This window comes from Enterobacter sp. SECR19-1250 (assembly GCF_013391025.1).
GTDB lineage: Bacteria > Pseudomonadota > Gammaproteobacteria > Enterobacterales > Enterobacteriaceae > Enterobacter > Enterobacter cloacae.
On record NZ_JACASJ010000316.1, the window covers coordinates 1 to 423 of the forward strand.

Annotated in this window: 1 pseudogene; it reads right to left on the reverse strand. The window is 42.6% G+C overall.

From position 1 onward, the window contains the following. Positions 1–3: 3 nt before the first annotated feature. Positions 4–423 (reverse strand): annotated as a pseudogene (locus HX884_RS26795) (hypothetical protein); the annotation flags it as partial.

Genomic DNA, 423 nt, shown 5'->3' on the forward strand with positions numbered 1-423 from the left:
TAATCAGCGAGTCAGCTTGGGAAGAAATGACCTGCTTATTCGCACCTTCCCTAGATCGATAGACACTAGCACCATATTCGTAAAGCATTCTTCAAGATTGCCAGATACACTTGCGAGCATTGATTCAGGTTTTATATAGACGTATTCCTCATCTCTTTTAAAAAAACCCTGGTCAATAGCAGCATATCCATACATCGAAAGCTCAGTAAAAGTAATTGGACTGACACCCAAAGCTGATGCGATTTTGGGAAGATCGCCGTAAATGCTTCGCAAGGAATCGCCTTGGGCATGTGCGCTTTCTATGAACTCCTCGATTTCTTTTTCTTCTTTGTTAGGCACATCAAGATTGGGATCTCCTGAAAAAATACGTGATGTAGCCCCCTGAAACACCGGACAGTAGCTGTATCTCCAGATAAGAGATAG